This window comes from Flavobacterium sp. (assembly GCF_029945805.1).
GTDB lineage: Bacteria > Bacteroidota > Bacteroidia > Flavobacteriales > Flavobacteriaceae > Flavobacterium.
The window spans coordinates 22418-37531 of sequence record NZ_JAQSDH010000016.1 but is presented as its reverse complement, the minus strand read 5'-3'; the positions used below and the strand labels follow the sequence as shown (position 1 = coordinate 37531).

The following is a 15114-nucleotide window of genomic DNA, read 5'->3' as shown; positions in this document are numbered from 1 at the left end:
ACAAGCTTTTTCATAGTTTATAACGAGGGACTACTTTTCCGTTTTCGGCACAGCGCTTGTCGTTAATTGATTATTTTTATTTTATATTTCTGCGTTTCCGATATTTTTTATCCGTCGGTCAAGAATGTGTTTTCATTATTTTAAAGAAAAAACAAGTCATGAGTAATATTTTATATCTTTGAAAATTAAACCCGTTTCATGAAGCACTACTATCTTCTTTTGCTCGTTTTAGCTACCAAACTATTCGCCAACGCACAAATTATAAACTTTCCTGATGCTAATTTTAAAGCAAAATTATTAGCGGCAAGTCCGATGAACACTATTGCCTCAAATGGCGGTTTAGATTTCATAAAAATCGATAGTAATAATGATAATGAAATAGACGTTAACGAAGCGTTGCAGATTATTACTTTGAATGTTTCAATAGCCAATATTAGCAATATAGCGGGTATTGAATACTTTGTTAATCTTCGGTCACTTAACTGCAATCAGAATCAAATTTCTACAATAGAGATCGGCAATTTGATTCGTCTTAAATCGTTACTGTGCAACCTAAACTTGTTGACCTCTTTAAACCTGACGGGTTTAACACAACTAATCACTCTGGAATGTGCAGAAAACACACTTACGCAAATTAATTTTGCAAATGCTACAAACATCCAATTTCTGAGTTGCAAGTTTAATTTTCTGACCGCACTAGAAATTAATAATTTATTAAATCTTCAAACGTTACAATGTGATTACAATCAGTTGACCACTTTAAATGTTAGTGCTTTAACACAATTAACCACTTTGAACTGTCCGTCAAATCAATTCACTGTTTTGGATTTTAGTGCTTTGGTGAATTTAACGGCGCTAAATTGTGCGTCCAATCAACTTACCGCATTAGATGTAAATAATTTAAACCATTTAATCACTTTAAATTTTGCCGATAACCAAATCACTTCTATAGAGTTAACCAACCTCACAAATCTTTCTATTCTGAATTGTGAGTCAAATCAAATAAGCAATCCTTTTGTTCTGAGTAATATGGCTGCTCTGAATTCATTGTATTGCCAAGAGAACTTCATTCCTTCTATAACCTTTAACGAAACTCAAAATATTGAAGTGTTAGATTGTAGTGCGAATCAAATTAGTACCTTAGATGCAAGTTCTATGTCTTCATTATCTATTCTAAACTGTCACAACAATCCACTTTTAACTACTTTAAATATTAAAAATGGAAGTAGTGAACAGTTTTTAAATCTTTCGGGCAATCAGAATCTGAGTTACATTTGTGCCGATGTTGCACAAATTACCACCATAGAAAATCTTATTGCCGAATATGGATATTCCAATTGCCAAGTCAATTCTTTATGCGATTTGGCTGCACCAGATTTTGCAGCCAACATTCTTATTCTTGTCTATCCAAACCCAACAAAGAACCTACTTCATCTGCAATCGAACGAAGTAGTTACCCTGAAATCAATCTATCTTTATAATTTATTGGGACAAACAGTACTGACAATTTCTAATGCCAAAAACCTTTCGACCATCGATGTGTCAAATCTAAAGACAGGAAGTTATTTTATCAAAATGGTAACGGAAAAAGGAACAACCACTGAGAAGTTTGTAAAAGAATAACCTAACCCATAACTGGAGTGTCATTGAATTTAAAATTAAAACATCTGAAATTTTAAAACAAATACAAGAAAATCTTTATCGATTCTCTAACCGCTAACTGCAATCAATATAAGTTAATTGGAGAACATTTTTAACTTTTTAGGATTCTTTTACGCTTAAATTTCCTGAAACCTAAATTATTCTTTGCCTATCAACTGTTCTGATTTGATCTAATACAATCCCGCCTTGTTTTTTATCGTATTTAACTCCTACACAGCTTGAATTAAATTTAGAACTACTCGTAATAGACTCAAAAACAATCGTTTGTTAAAATTTATTCATTTCATTTGGATAAACAGATCTTGCTTATTTAGCGCCAAAAAATACGAATTCAGGCAGTTCCACGCTCTACAAAAAGCATACGCGCAAAAGCTTTAAAACTAAAAAAGTCCCAATTTCTTGGGACGTTATATTACTTTAACATATCATAATATCCTTTTTCAATACTTTCTTGGTGATTTGGATGTGCAATTCTTACCAATTCCGTTACACGTTGGCGCAATGTTTTCCCGTATAAATCGGCAATCCCATTTTCGGTGATAATGTACTGCACGTGCGACCGCGTAGTCACAACGCCAGCACCTTGTTTCAAATAAGGAACAATTCTACTTTCGCCCCTTTTGGTAGTTGATGGCAGCGCGATAATTGCTTTTCCACCCAAACTTAAAGAAGCACCACGAATAAAATCCATCTGTCCGCCAACACCTGAATACATTTTAGCACCAATCGAATCGGCACAAACTTGCCCCGTTACATCAACCTCGATCGCCGAATTTATAGAAACCATTTTAGGGTTTTTTCTAATGCGAGCGGTATCATTTACCATCGACGATTCTTTCATTTCTATGAACGGATTGTCGTTAACAAAATCGTATAATCTTTTGGAACCAATTAAAAAAGTTGCCAAAGCGCGACCTCGTAAAGTTCCTTTATAATTACAATTGATGACATTATTCTCAATCAAATCGATAACACCATCGGAAAACATTTCAGTATGTAAGCCTAAATCTTTATGATTTTTTAATTTACTTAAAGCCGCATTCGGAATAGAACCAATTCCCATTTGAAGCGTACTTTTATCTTCAATTAACGAAGCTATAAAACTACCAATCTTTTCTTCTTCCATTGAAAACGGGGTGGGTTCATGACCATAAATTGGCGTGTCAACCTCAACTAAATAATTAATTTCAGATACGTGTAAAATTCCGTCACCAAAAGTTCGTGGCATCTGCGGATTTACTTGTGCAATGACAATTTTAGCATTTTCGATAGCAGCAACAGTAGCTTCTACTGAAACCCCGAGCGAACAATATCCGTGTCTATCGGGTGGCGAAACGTGTATGAAAATAACATCCAAAGGAAGTACATTTTTTCTAAAAAGATTGGGCAATTCGCTCAAAAAAACGGGTGTATACGAACCATTGCCTGCGTGTATTGTATGACGAACATTGGCACCAATAAAAAACGAATTTACATGGAAACTTTCGGACAATTCGGGAGTAGCATAGCGCGCTTCTCCTTCTGTGTGAAGATGGCAAATTTCAACGTTTCTTAACTCCGATGCTCTATCAGCTAAAGCATTTGCTAGTATTGTTGGTGCAGCTGCTGCGGCTTGAAGATAGACTCTATCTCCAGATTTTACGACTTGTACAGCCTGTGCTGCGGTAACATATTTGCTCATACCTACTAAATTTATGCAAAGTTACCAAGTTTATGTATTTAAAAACCTAATAAAAATCATAAAAATGAAGAATTCAAATGAGCTACTTACAAATTCTGAGGGTATTTGTTTTAAGATAAAATTCTGAATACTAAATACGGAATACTGAACACTTTTAGCTATTTTTGCACGCTCAAGCGAAGCCTTTGGCCGAACAGAATAAAGTTAAATTTAGCAAAATGATTATCCCAAAAACAAGAGAAGAAATTGAATTGATGCGCGAGAGTGCTTTATTGGTTTCCAAAACCTTAGGTATGATTGCCACCGAAATAAAAGTTGGAGTTACTACGCTGGAATTAGACCGATTAGCCGAACAGTTCATTAGAGACCACGGAGCAGTTCCAGGATTTTTAGGATTGTATGGTTGCCCTTCAACACTTTTAACGAGTGTTAACGAGCAGGTTGTTCATGGTTTACCAACGAACCGTCCTATTGAAGACGGAGACATCGTATCCGTAGATTGTGGTGTTTTGAAAAATGAGTTTTATGGGGATCACGCTTATACTTTTGAAATTGGTGATGTTGATGAAGCTACCAAAAAATTATTGGCAGTAACTAAAGAAAGCTTGTATGTTGGCATACGAGAATTCAAAATTGGAAACCGCGTGGAAGATGTTGGAAATGCGATTCAAAAATATACGGAAAGTTTTGGTTACGGAGTAGTTCGCGAATTAGTCGGACACGGTTTAGGCAAAAAAATGCATGAAGGTCCAGAAATGCCAAATTACGGAAAACGCGGTCGTGGTAAACTATTCGTAGAAGGATTGGTTGTGGCCATTGAACCTATGATCAACATGGGAACCAAAAATATAAAAACCTTGAAAGACGGCTGGACTATTGTAACGGCTGATAAAAAACCAAGCGCGCACTTTGAACACAATGTAGCGTTAGTTGATGGAAAACCAGAATTACTTTCTACTTTTCAATATATATACGATGCTTTGGGAATTACTTCTAGTGAAGAAAATGAATTTAGAAAAAAACCTTTGGTGCTACGATAATTACACAGAGATTATCAAAGATATCGCGAAGATTCACAGAGATAAAGATATAGATTTAGTATATTAATTTACAATTAAAATTTCTCAGATTTGTATAAAAATCTGTAGAATGGAAATAAATGAATTAAGTTATAAAGTTATTGGATTAGCAATAGAAGTTCATCGAGAATTAGATCCTGGACTTTTAGCATCAGCTTACAAAGAATGTCTTTTTTACGAATTGCAAAAAGAAGGATTACAGGTTGAAAAAGAGAAACCCTTACCCATAATGTATAAAGAAGTAAAACTTGACCATGGCTATCGAATAGATTTACTTGTTGAACAAAAATTAGTACTAGAAATAAAAACCGTTGAAAAATTTACAGATGTTCATTTTGCACAAGTACTTACCTAACTAAATTAGGAGGTTTTCAAGTTGGTTTACTTATGAATTTTGACAGTAAAATCTTGAAAAACAATATCAAAAGATTTATAAATACTATTTAAATTCTCCGTGAAACTCTGCAAATCTCCGCGAATCTCCGCGAAACAACTTAAAAACACCCATGAAGAAAGCGTTTAAATTTATTCTCAATACCATTCCAAGGCCAATCCTTATTCGCTTAAGCATTGTCGTTCGTCCTGTTTTGGCTTTTATGCTCAAAGGAAGTCGGTTCACTGATCCGATTGACGGAAAAAGTTTCAGCATGTTTTTGCCATACGGATATGGAACACAACGCAATAATGTGCTTTCACCTAGTACGCTTTCGCTAGAAAGACACCGATTATTATGGTTGTATCTTCAGAATGAAACTGATTTTTTTACATCTGAAACAAAGAAAAAAGTGCTGCACTTTGCTCCGGAACAAGAGTTTTACAAACGTTTCAAAAAGCAACCTAACATTGAGTATACCACAACCGATTTGCTTTCGCCCTTAGCGGATGTTAAAGCGGATATTTGTAATCTTCCGTTTGAGGACAACTCTTATGACATTATTTTCTGCAATCACGTATTGGAACATATTCCGGATGACACGAAAGCCATGCAGGAATTATACCGCGTCCTAAAGCCGGGTGGAATGGGAATTTTCCAGATTCCACAAGATTTATCACGCGCGACCACTTTTTCTGACGATTCAATTGTGGATCAAAAAGAACGTGCCAAAATATTCGGGCAATACGACCACATCCGCGTATACGGAAGAGATTATTTCGACAAACTTAGAAATATTGGTTTCAAAGTGATTGAAGAAGATTACACGAATAAAATCGCCCCTGAATTAGTAGAAAAATATTGTTTAGCAAAAGGAGAAATTATTCCTGTGTGTTTTAAATAAAACCTAAGTTTTAGCATAATCACAGTAAGTAAATTTTAGTATCTTTACAATTCTGATTTCTAAATTATGCTAAGAAAACTGTTTTCCACCTGCTTATTATTGATTACTGTTGCTTCCTTTTCACAAGTTGAAAAAGAAATCGCTCCGCCCTACAATATTAAAACCGTTAGCTTTGTTCAAAATGGACAAAACGCAATTCCGATTTTTAGACTTGGTGATTCATTCCAGTTCCTTTTTGATGATTTGTTTGGCAATGAAGCCAATTATTTTTATACGATAACGCATTGCGATTATGATTGGAAACCTTCGCAGTTAGTTAAGGCTGAATACATAAACGGTTTTGATGACCAAAGAATTCAGGATTATACCAATTCGCTCAATGCACTTCAGATTTATTCACATTATCGACTTTCTTTCCCAAATAAATTGACACAATTCAGGGTAAGTGGCAATTATGTAATTAAGATTTTAAGCGACGATAAAGAAGTTGTTTTTACAAGAAAGTTTATAATTTTTGAAGAACTAGTTGCTGTTCCGATGCAAGTAAGAAGAGCCCGAAACAATAGCGTTGCTGAGCAAAAACAGAATTTAGATTTTACCATAAGATCGGGAACTATTAATTTTCAAAGCCCGTTGACCAATGTAAAAGTTATGCTGATGCAAAATGGAAAGTTTGACAATGCCATAACGAATATCAAACCACAGTTTACCATTGGTAATGATTTGATTTATAAATATGACGCCGAAACTCAGTTCTGGGGCGGGAATGAATTTTTGTTTTTCGAAAATAAAGATATTCGGGCAGCTAACAATAGCATAGCTACTATAGATTCAAAAGGTGGTCTTTACAATGCGCATTTGTATACTTCTAATGCAAGGGCAAATAATCCCTACACCTATTATCCAGATATTAACGGAAATTTTATCGTGAAAAACATAGGTGCAGAAAACAATGAAATTGAAGCAGATTATTCCTGGGTTTTCTTTTCGCTTTCGGCTCCAAATTATTTTGGTAAAAAATCTATTTATGTAAATGGCATGTTCAACAATTTTGCCATCAATGATGAAAACAAAATGGAGTACAATGCTGAAAAAGCCATTTATGAAAAAGCCATTATGATCAAACAAGGCTTTACGAATTATCAATATGTAATTTCAGATACCTCGGGGAAAATTGACGAAAAAAATGCTATTGATGGAAATTTCCATTTAACAGAAAACAACTATTTTGCCTTAGTGTATTACCGAGAAAACAATCAACGCTACGATAGAATTATCGGAAAAGGCATTGCTAGCTCAATTGATATAACTAACTAAAAATTAACACTAAATAATAGTGTTGAATGGTATTTTTTGTAATTTTGACTTCGGTTAATAATTTTACGTATGGTTACTCAAATAACAAGAGGTATTAAAATTTCGGTTCTGACTAGTTTTGAAGGCACATACTTCAAGAACTATAAGATTCACTTTGCCTTTAGTTATGAAATCACTATCGAAAACCACAGTAAGGATTCCGTTCAGTTAAACACGCGTCATTGGGAAATTCTCGATTCCTTAAACGATTTGGAAGTGGTTGATGGCGAAGGCGTGATTGGAAAAAAACCGGTATTAAAACCCGGCGAAAAACATTCGTATAGTTCGGGTTGTCTTTTGTCTTCCCCGTTTGGAGCGATGAGTGGTTATTTCAATATGATCAATTTCACTACGACCAAAACGTTTAAAGTGATAGTACCAACATTCAAATTGAGCGCTCCTTTTGCTTTAAATTAAATTACACTATTTTTATTACCTCATTATTTGCAATCGCATAAACCCTATCATTTTCTTGCGGTCGTAAAAAATAGTTACCCGTAAATTCTCCAAAAGCTGGCAAAATCATTTGTTTTTCTTTATTAAAAAAACAGGCCAATTTCAGTGCCTGTCTTCCTAAATCTTTAAGTTTTATTCCAGGATGAATGTGTCCACAGAAATTAAAATAGTATTCACTTTCAGTTGGATGATGCGTTAATAGAAAATCTTCTAGTATTAGTTTGGAATGAATTACAATATTCAAATCGGAATAATGTTGCTTTGCGATGATGTCATGATTTCCTTCGACAAGAATTATTTCTGCAGTAGTTTTACGCACCCAATCGGCGAAAAAGTGCCATTCATTATTGATTACACTATGAAACAAATCGCCAAGGAAAATAATTCTCTTCGGATTAAATAATTCTACCACTTCATCCAAACGTACAAAATTTTCCAGAATCGCGCTTTCCGGAATTGCCAAACCATTTTTTCTAAAATGAGCAATCTTTCCTAAATGCACATCCGAAATCAGCAAAACATTTTGTTCTTTCCAAAAAACGGAACCGCTTGGATGTAAGGTAAACTTGTTGTTTCTTATCTCAATTTCCATATTTTATTTCATGTAAGCTACGGTCATTTTCAAAATACGTTCTGCTAATGTTTCGCTTGATAATTGCTCTCGAAGTCTGTCCGTGATTATAGGGAAACTAAATGGAGTTGGTTTTTCACATTTCTTCCATACACTTTTCTGTTGCGCTATTCGTTCCATCGATTGCAATAATCTGCCTTCTTCCAATTGATGTTCAAAAGTCTCAATGTAAGCTTGTTGTAAAAGTAAATTATCCGGTTCATAATCCCTAAAAACTTCAAAAAGCAATTGCGAACCGCTTTGCAAATGTTTGGTCTTAATCGGTTTTCCTGGCATTCCTGTAAAAACCAATCCCGAAATTACCGCTATATCTCTGAATTTTCGACGTGCCATTTCTGTAGCATTGAGACTGTTTTGTAAATCCTGATGCAAATGTTCCGATGAAAATAAGTTATTATCAAAAACAGCTTCCAAGTCAATTTCTTGATCGGAAAGCAATTCAAATCCGTAATCATTGTAGGCTAACGAAAACGTAATCGGCGAAAGCAAACTAATTCGGTAGGAAAGCAAACTTGCCATGGCTTCATGCACAAACCTACCTTCAAAAGGATAAAAAACAGCGTGATACCCTTCTCTTGTTTTAAAAGTTTCAATTAAAAACTGACTCGCATCGGGCACAATACTTTCCTTTCGTTGTCGATCAAAAACAGGCTTCAATGCTTTCAATTCGGGTGTAAGATCATCCGAATTGGCAGTATATAATTCCTGACGCAACAATTCGCTCATTTGTGCAGAGAATGTCATTCGTCCGCCCATCCAACTAATCGTTCTCGACACTTTTTTCGGATTGGCTTTCCGTACCAAAACCTGCATGTTTTTTATCGCATAAAATTCGAGTTTTTTCCCCGCAAAAAGGAACGTATCGCCACGCTGTAATTTCGAAGCAAACCACTCTTCAATACTTCCGATGTAGCCGCCTTTTATAAATTTCACATTTAATGTAGCATCGCCAACGATAGTCCCAATTTGCATTCGATGCTGCATTGCAATTCGCTTACTGTTTATTTTAAATCTACCATCTTCTTCAATTTCTACCTTTTTATATTCATCATACACTTGAAGGCTTTGGCTTCCGTTCGTTATAAAATTCAATAACCATTGCCAATTTTCATTTGTAATGTTCTGATAGCAAAAAGTAGTTTGCACTTCTTTGTAAATTTCATCAGGAAAGAATCCATCCGAAACGGCGAGCGTATTTAAATATTGTACCAAAACATCATAACTGTTCAAATACGGCATTCGGTCTTCCACAATGGTTTCGCGAACGGCTTTTTTTAGTGCCGATGCTTCTATGAGTTCCATAGCATGAGTGGCCAAAAAATAGATAGTGCTTTGTTTGCCGGGTTGGTGTCCGCTTCTTCCCGCTCTTTGCAGAAAACGTGCTACGCCTTTCGGTCCACCAATTTGTATAATGGTTTCTACGGGAGCAAAATCGACACCCAAATCAAGACTGGAAGTACAAACAACGGCTTTCAATTCTTCGTTTCGTATTGCGTTTTCAACCCATAATCTCGTTTCTTTACTGATACTTCCGTGGTGCATTGCCATATCTCCGGCAAATTCGGGATATTTTTCGAGTAACGCCTGAAACCATAATTCACAAGCTGAACGCACATTTGTAAAAATCAACGTGCTTCTACTCCTTTTAATAATTTGAGCAACCTCATCAATCAGATGCAAACCCATGTGACCGCGCCACGGATAACTGTCCATTTTATCTGGAATTATCGAAATTACATTTATTTTTTTATTGATGTGCGCTTTGATTAGAACCGAATTTTTATATGCTTCCGAATTGGTTCCGAGTAAAACTTCTTGCGCTAGTTCCAAATTTCCTATGGTCGCAGAAATTCCCCAAATCCTTAGATTCGGTGCAACTGCTTTTAATCTTGACAGCGCCAATTCCATTTGAACGCCTCTTTTTGTGCCTATTAATTCGTGCCATTCATCCACAACTATGGCAGTACATTCTTTAAAAGTTTTAGCATACTCCTTTGTTGCCAAAAGCAGTTGCAGACTTTCTGGTGTGGTGATTAGCAAATCGGGCATTTTCGTTTTCTGCTTGGCTCTTTCCGCTTGTGATGTATCTCCAGACCGAATCGCTGCGGTTAAATTGGTTTCCAAATCATTTGAAACACGTTCTGCTGCTTGTTTGATTTCGACAGAAAGCGCACGTAATGGTGTTATCCAAATGGCTTTTAGTCCAGGTTTATGTTTGGTTTTATAATCTGGATTTTGTTTGATATAATTTAAGATTACTGGAATCCAAAGCGCATACGTTTTTCCGCTTCCTGTAGGCGCATTGAGCAACCCATTTTTACCTTGAAGAAATGCTGTCCAAGTTTGCGTCTGAAAAGCAAAAGGTTTCCAGCCTTGCTTTTCAAACCATTCTTCGGCGATGGCAAAAAGTGCTTCTCTGTTCATTTTAGGGAATCATGTTTTTCAAATCCTCAATCGTATTCGCCTCATCAATACTTTTATCATGGCGCCAACGTAAAATTCTAGGAAATCTAGTGGCTATTCCGCTTTTATGCCTTTTGGACAGTGCGATGCCTTCGAAACCAATTTCAAAAACTAGTTTAGGTGTAACACTTCTAACGGGTCCAAATTTATCAAGTGTATTCTTTTTTATAAAATCATCGACTTTACGGAATTCTTCGTCGGTTAAACCAGAATACGCTTTGGCGAAAGTTACGAGTTCTTTTTGACCATTTTCATTATTCTGCCACAACGCAAAAGTATAATCGGTAAACAAATTGCTTCGTCTTCCGCTTCCTCGCATGGCGTAAGTGAGGACAGCATCAATTACAAGCGGTTCGAGTTTCCATTTCCACCAATCGCCTTTTTTGCGACCTACTTGATAAGTGGAATTTTTCCGTTTTAGCATTAACCCTTCACTGCGCATTTCTCTGGCACGCATTCTTTCTTCGGCAACTTCTTCCCAAGAGTTTAAGGATATTCGGTCTGACAAATAAAAAGGCAAATTTTTATCTTTTATGGATTCTATTAATATCTCAAGTAAATTTCTTCTTTCATCATAAGGCAGATTCCGAATGTCAGTTCCTTTCCATTCCAATAAATCGTAGGCTTTTAGGATTACGGGGTTTGATTTTAATAAAGCAGCTGAAACTGTTTTTCTACCAATTCGGGTTTGCAAATCACTAAACGTCCCGATTTCATTGTTCGGATAAGCCAATATTTCGCCATCAATTACGGTTCCGTTTGGGATGACTCCAAGAAAACTTTGAAACTCCGGATACTTATCGGTTACCAATTCTTCGCCTCTTGACCAGACATAAATTTCGTTTTCACGGATGATGGTTTGCGCCCGAATTCCGTCCCACTTGTGTTCAATTGACCATTCTTCAGGACTTCCAATTCCAGCAACTTCGCCTTCAATTGCATACGCAAGATAAAACGGATACGGCTTTGATTGGTAATCGCTGCTTTTTTCATCCAAAATCAACTCCTGAAAACTGATAGTATTCGGATTCCAATTCCCCATTAATTTGTAGGCCAAAATATCAGCATCCAGATTTTCAGCTTTGGAAAGTGCTTTCGTCATTAATTTTTGGCTTACGCCGATTCGGAAACTTCCTGTAATTAATTTGGTAAAAACGAAGCGTTCATAATAATTAAGTGCCAGCCAATTTTGCTGCAGATACACTTTTTTCTCTACGTCTGTTTTGGGTTTTAATGCAATAATTTCGCGCAAATACTGAGTCAAACTTTTATCCGATTGTTCTTTTGTTGCTGGAATTATTAATGCGATTGTTTCAGCCAAATCGCCCACAATGTGATAACTTTCTTCAAAAAGCCACAACGGAATAGTAGCCAATTCATTCGCCCAAAGCCGTAATAAGGTTGTATTTACTGGCCTTGGCGGACGACGATGCGAAAGAATTGCAATGGTCCACACTTTATCTTCATCGGAAGCATTCTTAAAATAAGTTGTTAATGCATCGACCTTCACGTTCGTTTTATTCGAACTATCGAGTGTTTTTATAAGTTCGGCAAAGTTTTTCATATTTACCGTTTTAAGATTCTTTTTCTATTAATTCTACTTCCGCAGTTTCTCCGTCATCGCCTTCATATTGCGTTTTTTCCGTTCTTGCATCGTAGCCAATTTCACGTAAATATTTTGAAAAAATATCGCTGTAACCATGTGTGCAAATTATCTTTTCTGCGCCGGTTGCTTTTATACTATCTAATAAAGAATACCAATCGCAATGATCGCTTAATACGAATCCTTTGTCAACAGCACGACGTCTTCTTGCTCCACGAAAAGCCATCCAACCGCTTGCAGAACCCGTTACAAAAGGAGTCATTTTCCGAATCCATGTACTGCCGTGTGCACTTGGCGGCGCGAGAACAATATTTCCGAGTAATTCTTCTTTTTTGGTTTCTCTAGTTACTAAAGTTGTTGGTGGAAAATCTACCATCGGACGAATCACATTTGTCATGTTTTCAATCGCTCCATGCGTAAATATGGTTCCGTTATTGGTATCCAGATATTTCAATAATCGTTGCGCTTTTCCCAGAGAATAACCAAAAAGAATTGACGTTTTACCTTCTGCTCTATTTTCTGCCCACCAATTATTTACATCGGTCATAACTTCTGCTTGCGGCGTCCATTTAAAAGCGGGTAATCCGAACGTGTTTTCAGTAATGAACGTATGGCATTTCACCACTTCATACGGAACCGAAATTCCATCATCTTCCGTTTTATAATCACCAGTAAAAACCCAAACTTCGCCGAGATGTTCGACCCGAACCTGAGCACTTCCGAAAATATGTCCAGCAGGATGCAATGAAAATTTGACATTATTGATTACGAATGTTTCGTTCCACTCTTTTCCAGTAACATTAATTTCTCCTAAACGGTGTCTGATTATGGGAACGTTTGTATTATGCGTAATGTAGTTTTGGTTTCCCCAACGTGAATGATCGGCATGACCATGAGTGATTATCGCATTTTTTACCGGACGCCAAGGATCGAGATACACATCTGCTTGTTTGCAGTAAATTCCTTTGTCATTAAAAGCGAGTAGCGGAGTTTTCATAAATAGACACAATATGCAATTTCAAAATTAATTCTAAAATTCTAAATGGACTTACATTCTAGTTAAAATAGTTTACTGAATTACTGCTATTTTATGATAGTGTTTGGATATAATCAAATCATCCTTTGTACTTTTGTGTTTCATTTGAGAAATCCGTAAAAAATGGAACTTTCAAATTTTCAGATTGTTTAATTTTCAAATTAAAATATTATGCCAAAAGGTTTCTTTAATGTACCAAAAGCGGTTAATGAACCCGTAAAATCATATGCTCCAAATTCTCCTGAGAAAGCAGCCGTTTTAGAAGCTTATTCAAAAATGTGGAACGAAACTATTGATGTTCCCAATTATATCGGAAGCGAAGAAATTCGTACCGGAAATACCAAAAACATGTCCGCGCCTCATGATCACCAACACATCGTTGGAACCTATCATTTGGCAGAAAAAAAACATATTGAACAAGCAATTACTACCGCACTTGAAGCCAGAAAAAAATGGGCAAATATGCCGTGGGAACATCGCGCTGCTATCTTTTTGAAAGCTGCCGAATTGATTGCCGGACCTTACCGAGCTAGAATTAATGCGGCAACAATGATTGCGCAATCTAAAACTATTTATCAAGCTGAAATTGATGCATCTTGCGAACTGATTGACTTTTTACGTTACAATGTTCAGTTCATGACTCAAATTTACAAGGACCAACCGGCATCAAATTCTGATGTTTGGAACCGAGTTGAATATCGTGCGTTAGAAGGATTTGTTTACGCTATAACTCCGTTTAACTTTACAGCAATCGCAGGAAATTTACCTTCTAGCGCTGCTTTGATGGGGAATGTTGTTATTTGGAAACCTGCAGCATCACAAGTATATTCTGCGAATGTGATCATGCAAATCTTCAAAGAAGCTGGTTTACCTGATGGTGTTATCAACATGGTAATGGGCGATTCAACTATGATTTCAGAATTAGTATTGACCAATCGTAATTTAGCTGGAGTTCATTTTACAGGTTCAACTGGAGTATTTAACGATATTTGGGCAAAAATTGGAACGAATATTAGTCAGTATAAAACCTATCCACGAATAGTAGGAGAAACAGGTGGTAAAGATTTTATTCTAGCGCATCCTTCTGCTAATGTAAAACAAGTGGTTACGGGAATTTCTCGTGGAGCATTTGAATTTCAAGGCCAAAAGTGTTCGGCTGCTTCAAGAGCTTACATTCCGCAAAGTATGTGGCCAGAAGTTAAAGAAAAATTGATAGCAGATATTAAGTCAATGAAAATGGGTTCGCCACAAGATTTCGGTAATTTTGTTACTGCAGTTATTACCGAAGTTTCTTTTGACAAATTAGTCCGTTATATTGACCAAGCTAAAAAAGATAAAGATGCCGAAATTATCATTGGTGGAAATTATGATAAATCAAAAGGTTATTTTATTGAACCAACTGTAATTGTTACTACAAATCCAAAATATTCCACAATGGAGACCGAACTTTTTGGACCCGTAATGACTATTTACGTTTATGAAGACAAAAATTGGAAAGAAACTTTAGAGCTGGTTGATGGCACTTCAGAATATGCTTTGACAGGTGCGGTTTTCAGTCAAGATCGTTATGCTATTGAGGAAGCTACTGTAGCATTACAAAATGCAGCCGGAAACTTCTATATTAACGACAAACCAACTGGCGCTGTTGTTGGAATGCAACCATTTGGTGGTGCGAGAGGATCAGGGACAAATGACAAAGCGGGGTCAATGCAGAACTTATTGCGTTGGGTTTCACCAAGAACAATCAAGGAAACATTTGTTACTCCAGAAGATTATCGTTATCCGTTTTTAGGAGAATAATATACTCTTTTTCGTTTAAAGGAAAGAAGAATTTAAAGTCCAAGTTTATGCTTGGGCTTTTTTTATGTTA

The 15114-nt window shown here is 36.2% G+C and carries 12 protein-coding genes; 7 read left to right on the top strand and 5 right to left on the bottom strand.

Annotation, left to right across the window (positions count from 1 at the left end):
* Positions 1-198 precede the first annotated feature (198 nt).
* Positions 199-1623: a T9SS type A sorting domain-containing protein gene (locus PSU83_RS03860; RefSeq protein WP_300586906.1), complete on the top strand. Its 1425-nt coding sequence runs from the start codon at positions 199-201 to the stop codon at positions 1621-1623.
* Positions 1624-2074: 451 nt separating this feature from the next.
* Here the strand turns inward: PSU83_RS03860 and PSU83_RS03855 are convergent, their stop codons facing one another.
* Positions 2075-3343, bottom strand: coding sequence for an acetyl-CoA hydrolase/transferase C-terminal domain-containing protein (locus PSU83_RS03855; protein ID WP_300586905.1), 1269 nt, complete (start codon positions 3341-3343; stop codon positions 2075-2077).
* 218 nt (positions 3344-3561) lie between these two features.
* Between PSU83_RS03855 and map the strand changes: the two genes are divergently transcribed.
* The 5 genes from map to apaG all read left to right on the top strand — a co-directional run bounded on the left by map (position 3562) and on the right by apaG (position 7472).
* Positions 3562-4383, top strand: a complete 822-nt coding sequence (map, locus tag PSU83_RS03850; protein WP_300586903.1) for a type I methionyl aminopeptidase — start codon at positions 3562-3564, stop codon at positions 4381-4383.
* A 109-nt stretch (positions 4384-4492) separates the two neighbouring features.
* Complete coding sequence (locus tag PSU83_RS03845; protein ID WP_300586901.1) at positions 4493-4777, top strand: GxxExxY protein; 285 nt, start codon at positions 4493-4495, stop codon at positions 4775-4777.
* A gap of 151 nt (positions 4778-4928) precedes the next feature.
* The gene (locus tag PSU83_RS03840) at positions 4929-5699 is read left to right on the top strand and encodes a class I SAM-dependent methyltransferase (protein WP_300586899.1); all 771 of its coding nucleotides are present in this window, start codon (positions 4929-4931) and stop codon (positions 5697-5699) included.
* Positions 5700-5765: 66 nt separating this feature from the next.
* A complete protein-coding gene (locus PSU83_RS03835; RefSeq protein ID WP_300586897.1) occupies positions 5766-7016 on the top strand; it encodes a DUF5103 domain-containing protein in 1251 nt (416 codons plus the stop codon).
* A 69-nt stretch (positions 7017-7085) separates the two neighbouring features.
* A complete protein-coding gene (apaG, locus tag PSU83_RS03830) occupies positions 7086-7472 on the top strand; it encodes a Co2+/Mg2+ efflux protein ApaG (RefSeq protein WP_300586895.1) in 387 nt (128 codons plus the stop codon).
* A gap of 1 nt (position 7473) precedes the next feature.
* On the opposite strand, the gene pdeM is transcribed toward apaG, so the two are convergent.
* From pdeM to PSU83_RS03810, 4 genes are read right to left on the bottom strand one after another with little or no spacing between them, the layout of a single operon-like run.
* Entirely contained in the window at positions 7474-8103 is a 630-nt protein-coding gene (gene pdeM, locus PSU83_RS03825; RefSeq protein WP_300586894.1) for a ligase-associated DNA damage response endonuclease PdeM, read from the bottom strand.
* A gap of 3 nt (positions 8104-8106) precedes the next feature.
* Complete coding sequence (locus tag PSU83_RS03820; RefSeq protein ID WP_300586892.1) at positions 8107-10566, bottom strand: ligase-associated DNA damage response DEXH box helicase; 2460 nt, start codon at positions 10564-10566, stop codon at positions 8107-8109.
* Between the two features lies 1 nt (position 10567).
* Positions 10568-12169, bottom strand: coding sequence for an ATP-dependent DNA ligase (locus PSU83_RS03815; RefSeq protein WP_300586890.1), 1602 nt, complete (start codon positions 12167-12169; stop codon positions 10568-10570).
* A gap of 10 nt (positions 12170-12179) precedes the next feature.
* Positions 12180-13205: a ligase-associated DNA damage response exonuclease gene (locus tag PSU83_RS03810; protein ID WP_300586888.1), complete on the bottom strand. Its 1026-nt coding sequence runs from the start codon at positions 13203-13205 to the stop codon at positions 12180-12182.
* A 210-nt stretch (positions 13206-13415) separates the two neighbouring features.
* Here PSU83_RS03810 and pruA point away from each other — a divergent pair, with 210 nt between their 5' ends.
* On the top strand, positions 13416-15044 hold the full coding sequence (pruA, locus tag PSU83_RS03805; RefSeq protein ID WP_300586886.1) for an L-glutamate gamma-semialdehyde dehydrogenase: 1629 nt from the start codon (positions 13416-13418) through the stop codon (positions 15042-15044).
* Positions 15045-15114 lie beyond the last annotated feature (70 nt).

What these genes read in the sequence shown, in the direction of transcription:
- PSU83_RS03860 (WP_300586906.1), top strand. Translation starts at nt 199, where the DNA reads ATGAAGCACTACTATCTTCTTTTGCTCGTTTTAGCTACCAAACTATTC.
- PSU83_RS03855 (WP_300586905.1), bottom strand. Translation starts at nt 3,343, where the DNA reads ATGAGCAAATATGTTACCGCAGCACAGGCTGTACAAGTCGTAAAATCT.
- map (WP_300586903.1), top strand. Translation starts at nt 3,562, where the DNA reads ATGATTATCCCAAAAACAAGAGAAGAAATTGAATTGATGCGCGAGAGT.
- PSU83_RS03845 (WP_300586901.1), top strand. Translation starts at nt 4,493, where the DNA reads ATGGAAATAAATGAATTAAGTTATAAAGTTATTGGATTAGCAATAGAA.
- PSU83_RS03840 (WP_300586899.1), top strand. Translation starts at nt 4,929, where the DNA reads ATGAAGAAAGCGTTTAAATTTATTCTCAATACCATTCCAAGGCCAATC.
- PSU83_RS03835 (WP_300586897.1), top strand. Translation starts at nt 5,766, where the DNA reads ATGCTAAGAAAACTGTTTTCCACCTGCTTATTATTGATTACTGTTGCT.
- apaG (WP_300586895.1), top strand. Translation starts at nt 7,086, where the DNA reads ATGGTTACTCAAATAACAAGAGGTATTAAAATTTCGGTTCTGACTAGT.
- pdeM (WP_300586894.1), bottom strand. Translation starts at nt 8,103, where the DNA reads ATGGAAATTGAGATAAGAAACAACAAGTTTACCTTACATCCAAGCGGT.
- PSU83_RS03820 (WP_300586892.1), bottom strand. Translation starts at nt 10,566, where the DNA reads ATGAACAGAGAAGCACTTTTTGCCATCGCCGAAGAATGGTTTGAAAAG.
- PSU83_RS03815 (WP_300586890.1), bottom strand. Translation starts at nt 12,169, where the DNA reads ATGAAAAACTTTGCCGAACTTATAAAAACACTCGATAGTTCGAATAAA.
- PSU83_RS03810 (WP_300586888.1), bottom strand. Translation starts at nt 13,205, where the DNA reads ATGAAAACTCCGCTACTCGCTTTTAATGACAAAGGAATTTACTGCAAA.
- pruA (WP_300586886.1), top strand. Translation starts at nt 13,416, where the DNA reads ATGCCAAAAGGTTTCTTTAATGTACCAAAAGCGGTTAATGAACCCGTA.